This window comes from Spirillospora sp. NPDC029432 (assembly GCF_040703975.1).
Taxonomy (GTDB): Bacteria; Actinomycetota; Actinomycetes; order Streptosporangiales; family Streptosporangiaceae; genus Spirillospora.
Genome location: NZ_JBEZWH010000059.1, coordinates 13683 through 30772, shown reverse-complemented (window position 1 = coordinate 30772; position 17090 = coordinate 13683). Strand labels below are relative to the sequence as shown.

Genomic DNA, 17090 nt, shown 5'->3' with positions numbered 1-17090 from the left:
AAAGACCCGGTCCAGAACCGGTCAGGCCACCGGAACGGCCGCCGCCCGGCGGCTCGGCGCCTCGTCGAACCGCCGCAGCACCAGCCGCGCCAGCGCGTCGTGCGCCCCGATCGGCGCGCTCACCGCGTCCGCGCCCGCCGCACGCATCCGCCCATGGAAGAACCCCGGCGCCAGCAGGTACGACGCCACCAGCACCCGCCCGGCCCCGCGCCGCCGCCGCTCCGCCACCACATCGGCCAGGACCGGCCCGCCCGCCGCCACGAACCCGTACGGCACCGGCCGCCGCAGCCGCCGCGCCAGCAGCCGCGCCGCCACCCGCACATCATCGAGCCCCGCCGGATCGGAGGAGCCCGCCGCGCCCAGGACCACGGCGTCCGCACCGCGCGGCGGGCCACCCCCCGGCGGCGCGTCCCCGCCGCCCGGCCACGGCCCACCGGCCGCACCCAAGCGGGCCGCCAGCGCCGCCGCCAGCAGCGCGTGCGGCCCCAGCGGCGCCGCCACCACCGCCCCCGGCCGCACCCGCTCGATCCGCCCCGGAACGTCCACCAGCGCGTGGTACCCCCGGCCCAGCATCAGCGGCACCGCCACCACCGGCCCCTCGACCGCCCGCACCGCCTCCTCCAGCGACGGCGCCGCCAGCTCCGCGTACGCCTCCCGCACCGGCAGCCACGGCCGCAGCACCCGCACCCGCTCCAGCAGCGCCCGCACCACCGCCGGACCCGCCGGATCCCGCGTCCCGTGCGCCACCGCCACCAGCGTCGGAACGCCGTCAACCCCCGCCATTCACCCTCCGGTCTCCACCGCGGCGGCCTCCGCCACCCGCGGATCGCACGCCAGCCGGTAGCCGCGCTTGACGACCGTCTCCACGATCCCCGACCGGCCCAGCCCGCGCCGCAGCCGCGCCACCGCCATCTCCACCGCGTGCTCGTCCGCCTGCGGCCGCCCCTCCCGCGCCCACGGCGCGGCACCCCCGATCAGCCGGCTCGGCAGCACCCCGCACAGCTCCGCCCGCGACACCACGTGCCCGGGCCGCCGCGCCAGCGCCCGCAGGATCGCCATCGGCGCCGGCGCGATCGGCCGCAGCTGCCCGTCCAGCACCACCGCGTGCCCGCGCAGCTCCAGCGACACCCCACGCACCCGCAGCAGCCGCGACCGCCGGCTCGGCAGGTCCGACACCAGCGCCCGCACCAGCGCCCCGATCCGCGCCCGCTCCGGCTGGATCGTCGGCACGCCCCGCTCCACCAGCGGCTGTGCCGTCACCGGACCCACGCACGCCGCCACCACGTTCACGCGCAGCGCCTCCAGCAGCGCCTCCTCCAGCCCGTCCTCGGCCGCCACCGCCAGCGTCGCCGCCACCGCCGGCGACGACGTGAACGCGATCGCGTCCACCGTCCCCGCCACCGCCTGCCCCACCAGCCGCCGCAGCGGCGTGGAGTCCTCGGTCCGCGACCACCGGTACACCGGGATCTCGATCACCTCTGCCCCCGCGGCGCGCAGCGCCCCGGTGAACTCCGGAAGCTCCTCCCCGTACAGCTGCACCGCCACGCGCCTGCCCGACAGGTCCTTCTCCAGCAGGTACTTCAGCACCTCCGCGCAGCTCTCCGACGCCGGCGACCACAACTCCTGCAGGCCCGCCTGCCGGATCGCGCCGCGCGCCTTCGGCCCGCGCGCCAGGATGCCCACCCCGCCCAGCTTGGCGATCAGGGCGTCCCGCAGCCCCCACCCGTCGGCCGTCTCCAGCCACGCCCGGAACCCGATCCCGGTCGTGACCACCGCGTGGTCCAGCGGCCGGTCGATGCACTCCGCCGTCGCCGCCAGCAGCTCGGCGTCGTCGGACAGCGGAACGAGCCGGATCGCGGGAGCGTTCACGACCCGGGCACCGCGGCGCTCCAGCAGCGTCGCCAGCTCCTCGTGCCGGCGCGCGGCCGTCACCCCGATGGCGAAACCGGCGAGGGGCTCACTCTCGGTGTTCATCGGGCAGCGCCACCTCCACGCGGTCTCCCGCCGGGTTCCGCCGCACCGCGAAAGTGGGCAGCGCCACCCCCGGCTCGTCCAGGCAGGACCCGGTACGCAGGTCGAAGACCTGCTTCAACATGGGCGAGGCGACGGTCGGAGCGCCGCCGCGGGTACCGAGGATCCCGCGCGAGATCACCTGCGCCCCGCTGAACGGGTCCAGGTTCGCGGTGGCGTACAGCTCCCCCTCGAACGTCCGGAAGATCGCCACCTGGACGCCCTCGACCATGGCGCACACGCCGTGCTCGGGGGCGAGATCCGCGTAGGCGCAGATGTCGTACCAGCGCGCCGCGCCGGCGGAACCGGCGGGTTCCCGGACGAGGGTCAGGTCGTGGGTCGTGGTCATGGGGCGGCCACCTCCAGCCGTGGGCCGGCCACCAGGACCGGCCTGATCTGATCGCGCTCGGATTCGAAGACGATGCTCGGGTCGGGGACGTCGGGCGCGTTGACGAACGAGACGAAGCGGCTCAGCTTGGCCGGATCCTCCAGCGTGTCGCGCCACTCGTCGGAGTAGGAGCCCACGTGCCGGTCCATCGCGGCGTCCAGCTCGGCGCAGATGCCCAGCGAGTCCTCCACGACCACCTCCCGCAGGTAGTCCAGGCCGCCCTCCAGGCCCTCCAGCCACGACGCCGTGCGCTGCAGCCGGTCGGCGGTGCGGATGTAGAACATCAGGAACCGGTCGATGTAGCGGACCAGCGTCTCGTCGTCCAGGTCCGAGGCGAACAGGTCCGCGTGCCGCGGCCGCATCCCGCCGTTGCCGGCGACGTAGAGGTTCCAGCCCTTCTCGGTCGCGATGATCCCGAAGTCCTTGCTCTGCGCCTCCGCGCACTCCCGGGCGCAGCCCGACACCGCCGACTTCAGCTTGTGCGGGGCGCGCAGCCCCCGGTACCGCAGCTCCAGCTTGATCGCCATGCCGACCGAGTCCTGCACGCCGTACCGGCACCAGGTCGACCCCACGCACGACTTCACCGTCCGCAGCGCCTTGCCGTAGGCGTGCCCCGACTCGAACCCGGCGTCCACCAGCCGCTTCCAGATCATCGGAAGCTGCTCGACCCGGGCCCCGAACAGGTCGATCCGCTGCGCCCCGGTGATCTTGGTGTAGAGGCCGAACTCGCGCGCCACCTCCCCGATCACGATCAGCCGGTCCGGGGTGATCTCCCCGCCGGGGACCCGCGGCACCACCGAGTAGGTGCCGTTCTTCTGCATGTTGGCCAGGTACCGGTCGTTGGTGTCCTGCAGCGCTGCCTGCTCGCCCTCCAGGATGTGGCCGTTGCCCAGGCTCGCCAGAATCGACGCGACCGCCGGCTTGCAGATGTCGCAGCCCCGGCCCCGCCCGTGCCCCTCGATCAGCGCGGTGAACGTCGTGATGCCACGCACCCGCACGATGTCGAACAGCTCCGCCCGGCTGTGGTCGAAGTGCTCGCACAGCGCCTTGCTGACCTCGATCCCCGCCGCCGTCAGCTCGGCGTCCAGGATCTTCTTCGCCAGCGGCACGCAGCTGCCGCACGTCGTCCCCGCACGGGTGCAGCCCTTCACACCCGGCAGGTCGGTCAGCCCGTGGTCGCGGATCGCGCACCGGATCGCGTCGGCGCTGACGTTGTTGCAGCTGCAGATCACCGTCGCGCCCGGCAGGTCGCCGCCCGCGGCCTCCGTCCCGCCGAACAGCGCCTGCTCCGGCGAGCCCGGCAGCTCCCCGCCGACGTAGGCCCGCAGCGTCGGGTACGACTCGGCGTCGCCGACCAGCACGCCGCCCAGGAGCGTGCGGGCGTCGTCGCTGACCACCAGCCTCTTGTAGACCCCGGCCACCGGATCGGTGTAGGTGACGTCCAGCGCGCCCTGCTCCGGCCCCGCGAACGGGTCACCGAAGCTGGCCACGTCCACGCCCATCAGCTTGAGCTTGGTCGACAGGTCGGCGCCCTCGAACCGGGCCGCGCTCTCCTTGCCCGCCGCCATGGCCAGCAGCCGGTCGGCGACCACCTCGGCCATGCTGAAGCAGGGCGCGACCAGGCCGTACACCTGGCCGCCGATCAGCGCGCACTCGCCGATCGCGTACACCGCCGGGTCCTCGGTGCGGCACGCGTCGTCCACGACGACGCCGCCCCGCTCCCCCACCGGCAGCCCGCTCGCGCGGGCCAGCTCGTCGCGGGGCCGGATGCCCGCCGAGAAGACGACCACGCCCGCGTCGATGGACGCGCCGCCGGCCAGCGCGACCCGCGCCACGCCGCCGTCCGCGCCCGCGTGCAGGCCCTCCATGGGCGTCCCGGCGTGCACCTTCATGTCCAGCGCCTCGATGTGGCGCCGCAGCATCGCGCCGCCGCCCTCGTCGAGCTGGCGCGGCATCAGCCAGGGCGCCACCTCGACCACGTGGGTGTCCATGCCGAGGCCCTGAAGGGCGCGGGCGGCTTCGAGGCCGAGGAGGCCGCCGCCGACGACGACACCTGCAGTCGAGGCGGAACCAATCGCCGCCCTTGACGTTGTAAGGTTCGTGCAGTGGGCGCGGAGCGCGTCCAGGTCGTCGATCGTCCGGTAGACGAACACGCCCGGCAGCTCCCGGCCCGGCACCGGCGGCACGAACGGCGCCGAGCCCGTCGCGAGCACCAGCGCGTCGTAGCCGATCTCCCGCCCGGCCGCGGTCCGCACCGTGCGGGCGGCCCGGTCGATCGCGGCCGCCGGGTCGCCGGTCAGCAGTTCGACGGCGCCGTCGTGCGGCGGGCAGGCCAGATCGGCGTCCTCGGTCAGGTACGAGGTCAGCGCGACCCGGTCGTACGCCGGCCGGGTCTCCTCCCCGATCACCGTGACGCGCCACGCGCCGGCCGTGTCGCGCTCGCGCAGCGCCTCGACCAGCCGGTGCCCGGCCGGGCCGTGCCCGATGACGACCAGCCGCAGGGGCGGGATGGACTCGTCTCCTCCGTCGTTCATGAGCCCGATCCTCAGCAGAGGCCGTTTCACGGTTGCGTCCCCTTTGTCACCGGCGTGTTAAAAGACGCTCACGCCGACATCGAATCGTGGTCATCCCGCAATCCCCGCGCGAGAAATTCCGGGCCCCTTTCCGGAAATGCGAAAATCCCGCGGCGATTCCCGGTCCTTTAGGAACGGGTCCGAACGGGTCCGGAACGGAGATCGCCGCGGGTTCCGCGCTGGAGGGGCCGCTACCCCGCCGCCACCGAGTCCTGCTCCCCAAGCCAGGCGACGATGCCCTCGACGGCGTCCCGGCAGCCGCCGCAGCCGGTCCCGGCCCGGGTCCGCGCGCACACCTCGTCGGCCGTGCGGGCGCCGTCCTCCCAGCACGCCCGGATCCTGCCCTTGGACACGTTGTTGCAGTTGCAGACCGTCGCCGCGTCCGGCATCCGCACCGGCGAGTCGGCCGGCTGCGCGCCGCCCATCCCGGGGAAGAACAGGCTCAGCCGGTCGGCCGGCAGCGGCGCGGCCCGGTCGTACAGCTGCGTCAGCGTCCCCGCGGTGCTCGTCTCGCCGAGCAGGATCGCGCCGATCACCCGGTCTGCCCGGATCGCGACCTTCTTGTACGTCCCGCGGCTGGCGTCGGCGAACCGGATGACCTCCACCTCCGGATCGTCGTCGCCGTGGTGGGTCTCCCCCATCGCGACCAGGTCCACGCTGGCCGCCTTCAGCCGGGTGATCTCCCTTGCGCCGGTGAACCGCGCCGCGGCGTCCGCGCCGGTCAGCAGGTCGGCCAGCACGGTCGCCTGCTCCCACGCCGGCGCCACCAGCCCGTACACCGTGCCGCCGTACTGCGAGCACTCCCCGATCGCCCGGACCGCCGGGTCGGTCACCGACCGCAGCGTCTCGTCGACCACCACACCACGGTCGACCTCCAGCCCGGCCGCCCGCGCCAGCCCCACCTCGGGCCGCACGCCGCAGGCGACCACGACCAGGTCCGCGCCGATCGACTCGCGCCCGCCGTCCGCGCCGGCCAGCTCCACGCCGGTCACCCGGCCCGCCTCGATGCCCAGGCCCGTGACGTTGGCGTCCAGCCGCGAGCACACCCCCAGCCGGTGCAGGGTGCGGGCCAGCACCTTCCCGGCGCCCGGGTCGAGCTGGCGCTCCATCAGGTGGCCCGCCAGGTGCACGACCGTCACCTCCAGGCCGCGCCCGGCCAGGCCGCGCGCCGCCTCGATGCCCAGCAGCCCGCCGCCGATCACCACCGCCCGGCGGGCGCCCTCGGCCGCGTCGATGATCTCCCGGCAGTCGTCGAGCGTGCGGAACGCGACCGCGCCCGCCGGCAGGCCGTCCTCGGTCCCCGGGAACGGCGGCACGAACGAGTTGCTCCCGGTCGCCAGCACCAGCGTCCCGTACGGGACCGCGCTGCCGTCCGAGCCGTGCACGACCCGCGCCTCCCGGTCGATCCGCACGACCTCCACGCCCAGCCGGGCGTCGACGCCGTTCGCCTCGTACCAGGAGGGGTCGACCAGCCCGATCTGGTCCGGCCGCGACACCCCCGCCAGGACGTTCGACAGCAGCACGCGGTTGTAGGGCTGCCGCGGCTCGGCGCCGTAGACCGTCAGCGGCACGTGCGGGTCGCGGGCGCGGATCTCGGTCACCAGCCGGGAGCCGGCCATGCCGTTGCCGACGATGACGGTCCCCCTCGGCCGGGACTCCGGATCTATGTCGTTCACGCGATGGCTCCTTCGTCGACGGGGGCGGATCCCGCGGGCACCGGTTCCAGCCGCACGGCGCAGACCTTGAACTCCGGCATCCGCGACATCGGATCGAGCGCCGGGTTGGTGAGGAGGTTGGCCCTCCCCTCCCCGGCCCAGTGGAACGGGATGAAGACGGTGTCGCTGCGGATCGCGTCGGTCAGCCGGGCCCGCACGGTGGCGGTGCCGCGCCGGCTCGCCACCCGGACGCCGTCGCCGTCGGCGATGCCCAGCCGCCCGGCCAGATCGGGGTGCACCTCCACGAACGGCTCGGGCGCCGCGTCCACCAGCGGCCCGACCCGGCGGGTCTGGGCGCCGCTCTGGTACTGCGCCAGAACCCGACCCGTGGTCAGGTAGACGGGGTAGTCGGCGTCGACGTCCTCGGCCGCGCCGGTGTGCTCCACCGCGGTGAAGCGGGCCCGGCCGTCGGGCGTGGCGAAGCGCTCCAGGAACGGGCGGGGCGTGCCGGGGTGCTCCTCGGACGGGCAGGGCCAGAACACGCCGCCCTCCTTCTCGATGCGCGCGTAGGTGATCCCCGCGTAGTCGGCCAGGCCGCCCGCGCTCGCCTCGCGCAGCTCCTCGAACACCTCGGCCGGCTCGTCGCTCCAGGTCCCGGGCGCGTGCAGCCGGTCGGCGAGCACGGCCAGGATCTCCAGATCGGTCCGCACCCCCGGCGGCGGCGGCACCGCCCGGTTGCGGCGCAGCACCCGCCCCTCCAGGTTCGTCATCGTGCCCGACTCCTCGGCCCACTGCGCCGTGGGCAGCACGACGTCGGCGCGGAGCGCGGTCTCGGACGGGACGAAGTCGGCGACGGCCAGGAAGTCCAGCGCGCCGAGCCGCTCCTCCACGACGGACGCGCGCGGCGCCGACACCACGGGGTTGGACCCGAACAGCAGCATCGCCTTCGGCCCCTCGGGCGTGCCGAGCGCCGAGAGCAGCTCGTACGCCGACCGCCCCGGCCCAGGCAGGTCCTCGGGGCGCACGCCCCAGACGGCCGCGACGTGCGCGCGCGCCACCGGGTCGTCGATCCTCCGGTAGCCGGGCAGCTGGTCGGCCTTCTGGCCGTGCTCGCGGCCGCCCTGGCCGTTGCCCTGGCCGGTCAGGCAGCCGTACCCGGAACCGGGCCGGCCCGGCAGCCCGAGCGCCAGCGCCAGGTTGATGAACGCGGTCACCATGTCGGTGCCGCGCGCGTGCTGCTCGGCACCGCGCGCGGTGAGCACGTACGCCCGCTCGCCCGCGGCCAGCAGCCGGACGGCCTCGCGCATGTACGGCACCGGCACCCCGGTGAGGCGCTCGACGCGGTCGGGCCAGTAGCCGTTCACGACCGTGCGGACCGCCTCGAACCCGCCGGTGCGGGCCGCCAGGTACTCCTCGTCCAGCAGCCCCTCCTGGATCGCCACGTGCAGCAGGCCGTTGGCGAGGGCCAGGTCGGTGCCGGGCGTCGGCTGGAGGTGCAGGTTGGCCTGGCGGGCGGTGGCCGTCCGGCGCGGGTCCACGACGATCAGCGCCCCGCCGGCCTTCTGCGCGTCGGTGAGGTGCCGCATGAACGGCGGCATCGTCTCGGCGACGTTCCCGCCCACCAGCAGGATCGCGTCCGCGCGGCCCAGGTCGGTGACCGGGCCCGGCAGCCCGCGGTCCATCCCGAACGCCCGCCCCGACGCCGCCGCGGCCGACGACATGCAGAACCGGCCGTTGTAGTCGATCTGCGAGGTGCGCAGCGCGATCCGGGCGAACTTGCCGAGCTGGTACGCCTTCTCGTTGGTCAGCCCGCCGCCGCCGAACACCGCGACCGCGTCCGGGCCGTGCGCGCCCCGCAGCCGGGTGATCTCCGACGCGACGCGGTCCAGGGCCGCGTCCCACGTGCAGGGCTCCAGCGGCGCGTCCCGGGAGGCGCGCATCAGCGGGGCGGTCAGCCGGTCCGGGACGGTGAGCACCTCGGCGGCCGTCCAGCCCTTCTGGCACAGCCCCCCGCGGTTGGCCGGGACGTCCTCGCGGGGCGTGACCCGCAGCGGGCCGCCGTCGCCGTCGCCGCCCAGGGACATGCCGCACTGCAGCGCGCAGTACGGGCAGTGCGTCTGGACATCGGGCGCCGCGGTATCGGTCATGCCATCGAGCGTGTGCGGGGGCCGTTTCGCGGTTGGGTCCCGCGTGTGACCCGGGTGTTAAAAGCGGCTCACGCGGGACCGTTCACGGAGGTCAAGAGCGGTGGGAAGAGAGCCGAGAAGAGAGCCCGGAAGAAAAGGGAGGGCGCGGCCCCGGACGGCGCCGGCCGTTCTGACGATCACATGTCAAGCGTTGTCGACTCCAGTCAATGCCCTTTCGTCACCGCCGCCCCGGTTCCCGAACGGATCGGCGGCCCGCCGCCGCACCGGCGCGCGAACCGGCCCCGGCCCTTCCCGAACGCCCGTGGGAACGTGCCCGCGCGGCCTAATCTCGGAGCATGCCGGACCTTGCCTACTACGCCTCGCTGCCGCGCACCCGCGGCGCCGCCGCGGCCCTGCTCCTGGACGACCTCGGCCGCGTCCTGCTGGTGAAGCCCACCTACAAGGAGGGCTGGTTCCTGCCCGGCGGCGTCATCGAGGAGGGCGAGTCCCCGCTGGCCGCCTGCCGCCGCGAGTGCGAGGAGGAGCTCGGCCTGGTCCCCCGGCTGGACGGCCTGGTGTGCGTCGACTGGGGGCCGCCCCGCGACGGCATCGACGCCGTCAACGTCTTCGTCTTCGCCGGCCCGATCACCGCCGCGCAGATCGAGGCGATCCGGCTGCCGCCCGACGAGCTGTCCGACCACATCCTGGTCGCCCCCGAGAAGGTGCCCGAACTGGCCCCGCCGCACGTCGCCCGGCGGATGCCGCCCAGCCTGCGCGGCATCGACGAGGGCCGCGCCGTCTACCTGGAGGACGGCCGCGAGCCGTCCTTCGGCCACCCCTCCGCCCGCCGGTAGCTTCGCGTCACAGCGGGTAAGGCGCCCCCGTAAGCACGACAGGAAACGATCGAGCGCGGCACGGGCCGGCGGCGGCCCCCGCGCGAAGGGGGAACGTCCGATGGCGACCTGCGAGGTCTGCGGCAACGACTACGACATGAGCTTCGAGGTGCACGCGCAGGGGGCGGTGCACACCTTCGACTCGTTCGAATGCGCGATCACCCGGATGGCGCCCGTCTGCGAGCACTGCCAGTGCCGGATCGTCGGGCACGGCGTCGAGGTCGACGGCCACTTCTACTGCTGCGCCCACTGCGCCCGCGCCGTGGACCCGCGCGCCGCCGAACTGGTCACCGACCGCGCCTGACCGGCCCCGGCGCGTCCTCACACCGGGACCGCGGCGCGGTGCAGGGGAATTATCACCGCCGCATCACCTGAAACACACCGGCGAAATCCGGGACTCCTAGCTTCCGTGGCGTACCGACCACGAGGAGTCCCCGATGACCGTCACCACCGACGTCGAACGGAAAGGCCGCGGGTATCCGCTCGGCCGTCTCAGCCGTCTCCGCCCTCTCCGAGGCCGCTGGATCGACGACTGGCGCCCCGAGGACCCGGAGTTCTGGCGGGCCGGCGGCGCGCGGACCGCCCGCCGCAACCTGATCTTCTCGATCTTCTCCGAGCACATCGGCTTCTCGGTGTGGACGCTGTGGTCCGTGCTGGTGCTGTTCCTCGGGCCCGCCTACGGCATCGACCCGGCGGGCAAGTTCACGCTGACCGCGGTCCCGGCCCTCATCGGGTCGGTACTGCGGGTGCCCTACACCTTCGCCGTCGCCCGGTTCGGCGGCCGCAACTGGACCGTCTTCAGCGCCGCGCTGCTGCTGGTCCCCTCGGTCCTGGCCGCGTTCCTCGTCCAGCCGGGCGTGTCGTACACCACGCTGCTGCTCCTGGCCGCCGTGGCCGGCGTCGGCGGCGGCAACTTCGCGTCCTCGATGGCCAACATCAACGCGTTCTACCCCCAGCACCTCAAGGGCTGGGCGCTCGGCCTCAACGCCGGCGGCGGCAACCTCGGCGTCGCGGTCCTCCAGCTGGTCGGCCTCGCGGTGCTGGCCACCGCCGGCAACGGCAGCCCCGGGCTGGTCGCCGGGATCTACATCCCGCTGATCGTGCTGGCCGCGCTCGGCTCGGCGCTGTACATGGACAACCTGTCGCAGGCCCGCAACGACAAGCGGGCGATGCGCGACGTCTGCCGCGACCCGCACACCTGGATCGTCTCGGTGCTGTACATCGGCACGTTCGGGTCGTTCATCGGCTTCGGGTTCGCGTTCGGGCAGGTGCTCCAGGTCCAGTTCAAGGCCGACTTCGACACCCCGATCAAGGCCGCGTACCTGACCTTCCTCGGCCCGCTGCTCGGCTCCCTGATCAGGCCCGTCGGCGGCTGGATGGCCGACCGGCTGGGCGGCGCGAAGGTCACGTTCTGCAACTTCGTGGCGATGGCCGCCGCGGCGGGCCTGGTGCTCGCCGCCTCCGGGCTGGAGTCGCTGCCGCTGTTCCTGACCGGGTTCATCCTGCTGTTCGTCTTCAGCGGGCTCGGCAACGGATCCACGTACAAGATGATCCCCGCGATCTTCCGCGCCAAGGCCGAGCTGGGCGTGGCCAACGGCGGCGACCCGGTCGCGGCCGAGCACCAGGCGCGTCGGCTGGCCGGGGCGCTGATCGGGATCGCGGGCGCGGTCGGCGCGTTCGGCGGCGTGCTGGTGAACGTCGCCTTCCGCCAGTCGTTCCTGACCTCCGGGACCGGCGAGGCCGCCTACATGGCCTTCATCGCCTTCTACGGGCTCTGCTTCGCGCTGACCTGGCTGGTCTACCTGCGCACCCACCCGAGGAAGCTGGCCGGCGTCTGAGCCCCTCCGGACGCGGCCGGACGGCCGGGGCGCCCCTCCGAGCGAGGACGGGTGCCCCGGCCGCGCCGTCCGTCCCCGGGGACTCCGGTCCGTCAGAGGTCCGTCAGAGGCCCCGGCCGCGGCCCGCCCGCACCGGCCGGCGCGAGCCGGCCCGCCCGGTGTCGCGCGGCCAGGACGGCGAGCGGCCCGACGAGCGCAGCACGGCCTCCCACGCGTCGCCCGGCGCCAGCGGCAGATGCGGCACGCCCCAGTGCCACGCCGACACCAGCAGCTCCGGATCGTCCGGCCGGTAGTCGGCGCCGATGGCGCGCGCCAGGTCCCAGGCGTGCAGGTGCCACTCCACGCACGCGGCGCCCGCATGGTCGCCGACGGTGTACTTGGTGCCCCGGTAGATCAGGTGCGTGCGGTCCCACATGTCCGGCATCAGATCGGCGTACGCGCCCGCCGACACGGTGAACGCCAGGATCCGCTCGGCCCCCGGCTCCGGCGGCAGCACGGCCAGCTCGGCGGCGTTCTGCCGGGCCTGCTGGCGGATCAGCACCGCGCTCGCGGCCTCCCGGGCGAACAGCTTGGCCAGCCGGCTGTCGGGCGCGTCCTGCAGGTACTCCAGGTAGTTCTCGGCCACGCAGCGCAGATGGCCGGCCAGGTCGATCGCCAGCCACTCGGCGCACGGGGTCGGCACGGTCCAGTCCCGCACGCGGGCCGCCAGCCCACGGATCGCCCGCACCCCGTCCTGGTAGGACTCGAGGACGCGATGCCGTTCAGGCGGCGTGCGCTCCACTTGTCTCCCCCCGCGATCGAACCACCGTGCGCCCCGGCCCCGGCGCCACCCCCGGGCAGGTAGATTCTCAGAGATCGGCGGCCGGTGCCACCCGGTGACGGGGTGTCACCCCCTCCAGGTGGACCGGCCGGCCGTCCCCGCGTTCCCTCCGGCTCCCGCCGTCCGCCGGCTCAGCGCGCCACGGCGGGAGCGGTCCGGAAGCTCAGCCGGTGCGCCTCGCGGGCGGTGCGCAGCCGGTCGACCTCGGCGGTCCACGGCCGCACGGCGGGGCGCGCCTTGGCCTTGCGCAGCGCGATCTCGGCGGCGCGCCGGGTGCCGGCGTCGGCACCGGGCGCGGCGTAGGCCTTGCGGCCCGCGGCGACCCGCTCGGCCGCCTCGGCGGCCAGCAGCGCGGCGGTCAGCGCCTCGTCGAAGGCGACCGCCTCGGCGCGCGGCCCCGCGTCGGAGGGGTCGGCCTCCTGCGCGGCGCGCAGCGCCCCCTCGGCCTCGGTGGCCTCCGCCAGCCGGTCGCGGTAGGTGCCGGCGAGCACCTGGTCGGCCTCGATCAGTTCCGCGACGTCCTTGCTCATCCGGCGGCCCAGCGGCATATCGGTGCTCCTCGTGATCCCGGGCGTTCCACAATCGATCGGTGCCAGCGTACGCTCGGGTCCGGCGCCTTGTGACGGGGGACACCCGGCCCACGGTCTTTACGTAGTAAGGTTTCGTCTCATGGTCCGGCAACCGGCGATCAACGCGAAAGACCGCACGCCCCTGTCCACCGAGCGCATCATCGAGGCCGCGCTCCAGATCGTCGACGGCCAGGGACTGAGCCGGCTGACGATGCGCCGCCTCGGCGACGCGCTCGAGGTCGAGGCGATGGCGATCTACCACCACCTCCCCCGCGGCAAGGAGCAGCTCCTGGACGGCCTGGTCGCGCACGTGGCCGCCGCCCCGGCCGACGCGGCCGGCACCGCCGGCTGGCGGGACGCCCTGCGGAGCTGGGCCCGGTCGTACCGGGAGCGCCTGCTCGGCCACGCCGGCGTCCTGCCGCTGCTGGTCACCCGGCGCAACCCGGCCGCGCTGGCCACCACCACCGCCTCGCTGCGCGAGATCCTGCGGACTGGCCGCATCCCCGAGGCCACCGCCGCCGTCGCCGCGCACACGCTGCTGTCGTACGTCATCGGCCACGCCGCCATGGAGGTGCGCGGCCGGGCGGGCGAGGGCACCGGCGCGCAGGCCGTGGCCGAGCCCGACGGGCCGGTGGACTGGGACGCCCGGTTCCTGGCCGGGCTCGACCTCGTCCTGGCCGGCCTCAACCCCTGAACCGGGCACCGCCGCCGGCCGGCCGCTACCCGTCTACTCGTCTACTCGTCGACCACGAACACGTCCAAGGCGCGCGGCCCGTGCGGGCCCGGCACCCGCTCCAGCCCGACGTCCTCGGTCATGGACGGCCCGCTGATCCAGGTCAGCGGGCGCGCCGGATCGAGCCGGGCGACGGCCTCCGGCACGGTGCCCACGATCTGGTCGGCGTGCACCACGCACAGGTGGTAGTCCGGGACGAGGGTGAGCGCGCGGCGGCCCTGCGCGCGGCCGCCGTCCAGCACGATCGTGCCGGTCCGCGCGACCGCCACCGCGCAGCCGGTCACGACGCCGTCCAGGCCGTCCAGCGCGGCCGGGTCCAGCAGCGGCGAGTCGGCCTGCGCGTGCACCTCCTCCAGCCCCGCCAGCCAGCCGAACGGCAGGTCCGCCGGCGCGATGATCCGCTTGGCCTCGCGCGCCCACAGCGCCGCGGCGATCGCCGTCGCGAGCCCGTCGGCGCCGACGTGCCGGACGGTGGCGCCGTTCTCGGCGACCCGCTCGGTGAACAGCGCGACCACGTCCGCGCGCGTCGGGGCCTCCTCCCCCGTCAGCCGCACCCGGTAGTCGCGCGGGACCGGGACCCGCGTGCCGCGCGCCGCGCCGAGCGCCTCCCGCACCCGCGCCAGGACGGTGTCGCGGGCGCTCACCGGCGGCCGCCCGCGCCGGTCCGGCCGCGCCACCAGGCGCGGAAGCTCTCGGCGGGCGGGGCGGGGACGTCCCGCGCCTCCGTCCACTTGCCCAGCAGGCCCGGCAGCCGCCGGATCCGGCCGCCGCGCGCCAGCAGCCGCGCCCACCGGGTGCCGCGCCGCAGCGCCGCCTCGTACCGCCGCCGGTCCCCCAGCGTCCACGCCAGCGCGCGCATCATCGCCAGCTCCGGCGTCGGCACCGGCCGCCGGCGGCGCGACTCGATCACCTTGCCGCGCAGGTGGACGAGCAGGTCCGGCAGGTCGATCCGGACCGGGCACACGTCCGCGCAGGCCCCGCACAGCGTGGACGCGTACGGCAGGGACGCGTCGGCGGCGCCCTCCACGCCCCGCATCAGCGGCGTCAGGACGGCCCCGATCGGCCCCGGGTGGACGGGACCGTACGGGTCGCCGCCGGTGCGCTCGTACACCGGGCACACGTCCAGGCAGGCCGTGCAGCGGACGCAGCGCAGCGCCGCCCGGCCCGCCTCGTCCGCCAGCACCGAGGTCCGGCCGTTGTCGAGCAGCACGAGATGGAACGCGGCGGGCCCGTCGTCCGGGGTCACGCCGGTCCAGGTGGAGACGGCGGCGCCCATCCGCCGCCCGGCGGCCGAGCGCGGCAGCAGCTGCAGGAAGACCTCCAGGTCCTCCCAGGTCGGCACGATCTCCTCGATGCCCGCGACGGTGATCAGCGTCTCCGGGAGCACGGGGCACACCCGCCCGTCCCCGCCGGAATCGAACAGGACGGCCGTGCCGGTCTCGGCGACCAGCAGGCCGGCGCCGCACACCGCGGCGCGGGCGGCGAGCGCGCCGCCGCGCAGGTGGATCCGGGCGGCCTCCGCCAGCGCCCCGGCATCGTCCGGCAGGTCGGCGGGCGCGCCGGGCAGACGGCGCGCGAACAGCTCCCTGATCTGCGCGGGATCGCGGTGCATGGCCGGGAACAGCGGGTGCGCGGGCCGGTCGTCCGCGTCCAGGCCCACGACCAGGTCGGCGACGCCGGCCGGGCGGGCGGCGATCCCGGCCCGCGCCAGCGCCTCGTCCAGCCGGATCTCCCGCAGGACCGGCGACCGCATCGTGAGCACCTCGGTCTCCCCGGTGCCGCGGAGCAGCCGGGTGACGACGCGGCGGGCCGCGGCCGCGTCGACGGCCCAGTGGACGGTGCCGCCCGCCGCGGTGACGGCCCGTTCCAGCTCCAGCAGGTGGGCGTCCAGGTTCAGCAGCGTGCCGTCCTTGATCGCTTGGCCTGCGGCGCGCAGCTCCTCCCAGTCGCCGGCCTCGGCCGCGGCGGCGGCGCGGCGCTCGCGCAGCGCGGCGGTGGCGGCCGCGAGGTTGCGGCGCAGCCGGGTGTCGGCCAGCGCGGTACGGGCGGCGGCCGCGAACTTCCGGGGCGGGACCCGCGGCATGGGCAGCGGCACCGGCCCCGAGCCGGGACCTGAGACGGGACCGGGACCGGAGGAGGACGAGGGGCTCGTCCCGGCGGAGGAGTCTCCGGAGGGCAGGGTCACATGTCCTCCGATCCCGCGAGTATCTCCGCCAGATGCATGACCCGCACGCCCGCGCGCAGCCGCGACAGGGCGCCGCCGATCTGGGCCAGGCAGGAGGTGTCCGCGGCGCAGACCACGTCGGCGGAGGTGGCGCGGATGTGCGCGACCTTGTCGGCCACCATCGCCACCGAGACGTCGGCGTTCTTCATCGCGAACGCCCCGCCGAACCCGCAGCACTCCGCCGCCGCGGGCAGTTCCACCAGGTCCAGCCCCTTGACCGCGCGCAGCAGCCGCAGCGGCCGGTCGCCCAGCCCCAGCGCGCGCAGCGAGTGGCAGGTCGGGTGGTAGGTCACCCGGTGCGGGAAGACCGCGCCCACGTCGGTGACGCCGAGCACGTCGGTCAGGAACTCCGACAGCTCGTACACCGCCAGCTCACCGGCGGCGCGGGCCAGTCCCGGGTCGCCGGCGGCCCGCGCGATCCGCGGGTAGGCGTGCCGGACGGTCGCCGCGCACGACGCGGACGGGGTCACCACCACGTCCCCTCCCCCGAACGCCGCGGCGAACCCGCGGGCCAGGTCGGCGGCCTCCCGGTGGTAGCCGGTGCTCCAGTGCATCTGGCCGCAGCACGTCTGCCCCTCCGGGAACACCACCTCGTGCCCCAGCCGTTCGAGTAACAGCGCCGCGGCGCGCGCGGTGCCGGGGAACATCGCGTCGTTGAAGCAGGCGGCGAACAGCGCAACACGCATAAACGGTCCTCTTCCCCTGGGTCCCCCTGGCCCGTTCCCCCTGGGCCATCGTAGAGGCGGAACGGCCGCGGCCCAGGCGGAACGATCGCTTGCCCCGGACCGGGCGGCGGCGGCGCGGAACGGCCCGCCACCCCGAATCGGGGGAAACTTTCTTGATCGTTCGGCGTGTCGTCCTTCGCCGGTTATCGCGCGCGGGGCACGCTATGCCTGGCACCCCAGGGTGAGACGGGTCACACCCGGACGGTACTCCGGTACCACCGGACAACCGTCCCATCGGGCTATGGCAGCCCGGAGACGAACCGTTCCACACTGAGGTGCGTCAGAAATTACGACCGTGACCAATGAATTGATCGAGACCGGAGGCACGCCGATGTGCCCGCACCAGCCGCCCTGTCCGTCGGCCGACGGCCCCAACCGCGAAGCCGCCCGCACGCTGGCCACGCACCCCGAGCAGGGGTGGAGCCTGCTGTGCAACGGCGTCGTGCTCTTCGAGGACACCGGCGAGCTGCTGCCCGACGGGGGAGTCATCGCACCGCACCGGCCGACGGATCTTCCCGAGCCGTCCGCCGCCTGAC

At 75.0% G+C, this 17090-nt stretch carries 16 protein-coding genes; 5 read left to right on the top strand and 11 right to left on the bottom strand.

Annotated features, from left to right (window positions below; all coding sequences use genetic code 11):
- Nucleotides 1–21: 21 nt before the first annotated feature.
- The 6 genes from AB0881_RS32455 to AB0881_RS32430 form a co-directional block, all read right to left on the bottom strand.
- The gene (locus AB0881_RS32455) at nucleotides 22–783 is read right to left on the bottom strand and encodes a CbiX/SirB N-terminal domain-containing protein (protein ID WP_366623122.1); all 762 of its coding nucleotides are present in this window, start codon (nucleotides 781–783) and stop codon (nucleotides 22–24) included.
- Nucleotides 784–1974, bottom strand: coding sequence for a uroporphyrinogen-III synthase (locus AB0881_RS32450; RefSeq protein WP_366623120.1), 1191 nt, complete (start codon nucleotides 1972–1974; stop codon nucleotides 784–786). It lies immediately after the preceding gene.
- Nucleotides 1958–2359 carry a nitrite reductase small subunit NirD gene (nirD, locus tag AB0881_RS32445; RefSeq protein WP_366623118.1) on the bottom strand — a complete coding sequence of 134 codons (402 nt, stop codon included), beginning with the start codon at nucleotides 2357–2359 and terminating at the stop codon, nucleotides 1958–1960. Before nirD ends, AB0881_RS32450 begins: the two co-directional genes overlap by 17 nt.
- Nucleotides 2356–4932, bottom strand: a complete 2577-nt coding sequence (gene nirB / locus AB0881_RS32440) for a nitrite reductase large subunit NirB (protein WP_366623116.1) — start codon at nucleotides 4930–4932, stop codon at nucleotides 2356–2358. Before nirB ends, nirD begins: the two co-directional genes overlap by 4 nt.
- A gap of 230 nt (nucleotides 4933–5162) precedes the next feature.
- Complete coding sequence (locus tag AB0881_RS32435) at nucleotides 5163–6647, bottom strand: FAD-dependent oxidoreductase (protein ID WP_366623114.1); 1485 nt, start codon at nucleotides 6645–6647, stop codon at nucleotides 5163–5165.
- A complete protein-coding gene (locus AB0881_RS32430; protein WP_366623112.1) occupies nucleotides 6644–8773 on the bottom strand; it encodes a molybdopterin-dependent oxidoreductase in 2130 nt (709 codons plus the stop codon). Before AB0881_RS32430 ends, AB0881_RS32435 begins: the two co-directional genes overlap by 4 nt.
- Before the next feature lie 335 nt (nucleotides 8774–9108).
- Here AB0881_RS32430 and AB0881_RS32425 point away from each other — a divergent pair, with 335 nt between their 5' ends.
- The 3 genes from AB0881_RS32425 (at nucleotide 9109) to AB0881_RS32415 (ending at nucleotide 11483) form a co-directional block, all read left to right on the top strand.
- On the top strand, nucleotides 9109–9606 hold the full coding sequence (locus tag AB0881_RS32425) for an NUDIX hydrolase (RefSeq protein ID WP_366623111.1): 498 nt from the start codon (nucleotides 9109–9111) through the stop codon (nucleotides 9604–9606).
- Between the two features lie 100 nt (nucleotides 9607–9706).
- Nucleotides 9707–9949, top strand: coding sequence for a hypothetical protein (locus AB0881_RS32420; RefSeq protein ID WP_366623109.1), 243 nt, complete (start codon nucleotides 9707–9709; stop codon nucleotides 9947–9949).
- A gap of 133 nt (nucleotides 9950–10082) precedes the next feature.
- Nucleotides 10083–11483, top strand: a complete 1401-nt coding sequence (locus tag AB0881_RS32415; RefSeq protein WP_366623107.1) for a nitrate/nitrite transporter — start codon at nucleotides 10083–10085, stop codon at nucleotides 11481–11483.
- A 103-nt stretch (nucleotides 11484–11586) separates the two neighbouring features.
- Here the strand turns inward: AB0881_RS32415 and AB0881_RS32410 are convergent, their stop codons facing one another.
- Both AB0881_RS32410 and AB0881_RS32405 read right to left on the bottom strand, forming a co-directional pair.
- The gene (locus AB0881_RS32410) at nucleotides 11587–12264 is read right to left on the bottom strand and encodes a maleylpyruvate isomerase N-terminal domain-containing protein (protein WP_366623105.1); all 678 of its coding nucleotides are present in this window, start codon (nucleotides 12262–12264) and stop codon (nucleotides 11587–11589) included.
- A 170-nt stretch (nucleotides 12265–12434) separates the two neighbouring features.
- Nucleotides 12435–12851, bottom strand: a complete 417-nt coding sequence (locus tag AB0881_RS32405; protein WP_366623103.1) for a plectin — start codon at nucleotides 12849–12851, stop codon at nucleotides 12435–12437.
- Nucleotides 12852–12972: 121 nt separating this feature from the next.
- Between AB0881_RS32405 and AB0881_RS32400 the strand changes: the two genes are divergently transcribed.
- Nucleotides 12973–13566: a TetR/AcrR family transcriptional regulator C-terminal domain-containing protein gene (locus tag AB0881_RS32400; RefSeq protein ID WP_366623101.1), complete on the top strand. Its 594-nt coding sequence runs from the start codon at nucleotides 12973–12975 to the stop codon at nucleotides 13564–13566.
- Nucleotides 13567–13607: 41 nt separating this feature from the next.
- Here the strand turns inward: AB0881_RS32400 and AB0881_RS32395 are convergent, their stop codons facing one another.
- The 3 genes from AB0881_RS32395 to AB0881_RS32385 form a co-directional block, all read right to left on the bottom strand.
- Nucleotides 13608–14249, bottom strand: coding sequence for an LUD domain-containing protein (locus AB0881_RS32395; protein WP_366623099.1), 642 nt, complete (start codon nucleotides 14247–14249; stop codon nucleotides 13608–13610).
- Nucleotides 14246–15688, bottom strand: a complete 1443-nt coding sequence (locus AB0881_RS32390; protein WP_366623156.1) for an LUD domain-containing protein — start codon at nucleotides 15686–15688, stop codon at nucleotides 14246–14248. Before AB0881_RS32390 ends, AB0881_RS32395 begins: the two co-directional genes overlap by 4 nt.
- Nucleotides 15689–15786: 98 nt before the next feature.
- A complete protein-coding gene (locus AB0881_RS32385; protein WP_366623097.1) occupies nucleotides 15787–16515 on the bottom strand; it encodes a (Fe-S)-binding protein in 729 nt (242 codons plus the stop codon).
- A 370-nt stretch (nucleotides 16516–16885) separates the two neighbouring features.
- Here AB0881_RS32385 and AB0881_RS32380 point away from each other — a divergent pair, with 370 nt between their 5' ends.
- Nucleotides 16886–17089, top strand: coding sequence for a DUF5999 family protein (locus AB0881_RS32380; protein ID WP_366623155.1), 204 nt, complete (start codon nucleotides 16886–16888; stop codon nucleotides 17087–17089).
- The last annotated feature ends 1 nt before the right edge of the window (nucleotide 17090 follow it).